This window comes from Calidithermus terrae (assembly GCF_003574345.1).
GTDB classification, from domain to species: domain Bacteria; phylum Deinococcota; class Deinococci; order Deinococcales; family Thermaceae; genus Calidithermus; species Calidithermus chliarophilus.
In genome coordinates this window covers 1-1801 of the sequence record NZ_QXDL01000390.1, presented here as the reverse complement: position 1 = coordinate 1801, position 1801 = coordinate 1, and the positions used below count along the sequence as shown (strand labels likewise).

Sequence of the window (1801 nt, the reverse complement as noted above, 5' to 3'; positions counted from 1 at the left end):
AGGTAGCGCACCGAGAAGGCCGCCACCGCAAAACCGCCGGCCTGAGCCACCGGGAGCAGCTCGGAGAGGGTGAGGGCGCCGGGCAGCTTCACCGCGGCACCTCCTCCCCCTCCTGCAGCAGCCCCTCGCCCAGCAGCTCGGCCACCACCACCGAGACGGTGGACTTCGCCAGCCCCAGCTCGCGGGCCAGCTCCGAGCGCGAGAGGCCCGGCTGCTGCCAGAGGGTGCGCAGCACCAGCGAGCGGTTGAGGTGGCGCAGGACCCCCGTTCCCGAGTTGGCGTTGGCGGTTCTGGGGCGAACAGGCATGGACCCTCCTCCCGTGCGGTCGTGCTGGGCCGTGGGCTCAAGTTCGAGACATGAACATATTAGCCGACGGCCCGCCGCCCCGTCAAACCGGGCGGCGGGGAAGCCGGGCTAGGCGCTCAGCGGCAGGCCGGGGGAGCCGCCGCCCTCACGCCCTGGCACAGGGCCGCCTTGCTGACCCAGCCCGCCCTGAGCACGGCGTCGAGGTTGGCCGGGGTGACGGGGAGCGGCCTGACCAGCAGCGCCTCGAGCGTGACCGGGCCCAGGGTGAGCCGGCCCGCCTTGGCCCCTTCGAGGGCGAGGGCGGCGGGGGCTCCGCCTCGAGCCAGCCGCACCGCGACCTCGGCGGCCGCCCGGCCCAGGGCGCGGGGGTCCTTCCACACGCTCACGGCCTGGGTGCCCAGCGCCACGCGGTTGAGCGCGGCGGCGTCCCCGCCCACGCCGCCCACCGGCACCTTGCCCGCCAGCCCGGCGGCGGCCAGCGCGACGGCCGCGCCCGCGGCTAAGCGGTCGTCGGAGGTGAGCACGGCGTCGAGGGGCTGGGCGGCGAGGATCTCGGCCATGGCCTGCCGGGCGGCCTCGGGCCTGCGCTCCGCGACCGCGCGCTCGGCCACCACCCGGACGTCGCCGGCCTTGAGGGCGGCCTCGAGCCGCTCGAGCAGCCCCTGGCGCACCCGCTCGGCGCCCGGTCCGAGCAACAGCGCGTAGCGACCGCGCGGCCGGAGGGCGTACACCGCCCTGGCTTGCATCCGGCCGGCCTCGAGCTCGTCGAAACCTACGTAGAAGGCGGCGGGGTCGGGCACCGGGCGGTCGTAGGCCACCACCGGGATGCCCGCGGCCTGGGCCCGGGCGACGCCGGGGCGGAGGGCTTCGGGGTTGGCGGGGACCACGACCAGCACGTCCACGCCCTTGGCGGCGAGCGCGTCCACGTCCTCGAGCTGCCGGGCGGACGAGCCTTTGGCGTCGGTGCGGGCATACTGCGCCCCCAGCGAGCCCAGCCGGGCCCGCAGCGCGTCCTCGTGGATCTTCCACTCGCCCTCGAGGTGCCCCCAGCTCACCCCCACCGTCACCTTGGACGGTTGTGCGGTGCTCGGGAGGAAGGCGTTTGCCAGCAGGGTCAGCAAGGCAGCGAGCCGCAAGGTGGTCCAGGAAGGCTTGAGCATCATCGGTGCCGCCATCTTACTCGAGCAGCTCAGCACGGGTAGGGGCGGGTTTCGTGTTCGCTCTGTTCGTTTCTCTTTTGGCGGGGGGTGTGCTGCGGTGCTATGGTTTGGCGACCGCGGTTCCGCCGTCGGGGGAGCGAGGGGGAGGCCATTCCACGTGGCGAGGGCATCGCGGTACGCGACCCGGCGTACGCCGGAAACCTGCTCCCCCCTCTCACCCTCCGAGGGGCCCCAGGTCACCGGCAGAGCCGGTATGGCCTACGGCCACCCCCTCGCGGGCATGCCGCCGGGTCAAGGTGCGGCCCGCACCCCCGCGTACGCGGGCGCCGAGGCC

The 1801-nt window shown here is 74.8% G+C and carries 2 protein-coding genes; both read right to left on the bottom strand.

Annotated features, from left to right (window positions below; all coding sequences use genetic code 11):
* Positions 1–88: 88 nt before the first annotated feature.
* On the bottom strand, positions 89–307 hold the full coding sequence (locus Mterra_RS21015) for a MarR family transcriptional regulator (protein WP_245971717.1): 219 nt from the start codon (positions 305–307) through the stop codon (positions 89–91).
* Positions 308–423: 116 nt separating this feature from the next.
* Positions 424–1470 carry a substrate-binding domain-containing protein gene (locus tag Mterra_RS21010; protein ID WP_218022999.1) on the bottom strand — a complete coding sequence of 349 codons (1047 nt, stop codon included), beginning with the start codon at positions 1468–1470 and terminating at the stop codon, positions 424–426.
* Positions 1471–1801 lie beyond the last annotated feature (331 nt).

What these genes read in the sequence shown, in the direction of transcription:
- Mterra_RS21015 (WP_245971717.1), bottom strand. Translation starts at nt 307, where the DNA reads ATGCCTGTTCGCCCCAGAACCGCCAACGCCAACTCGGGAACGGGGGTC.
- Mterra_RS21010 (WP_218022999.1), bottom strand. Translation starts at nt 1,470, where the DNA reads ATGATGCTCAAGCCTTCCTGGACCACCTTGCGGCTCGCTGCCTTGCTG.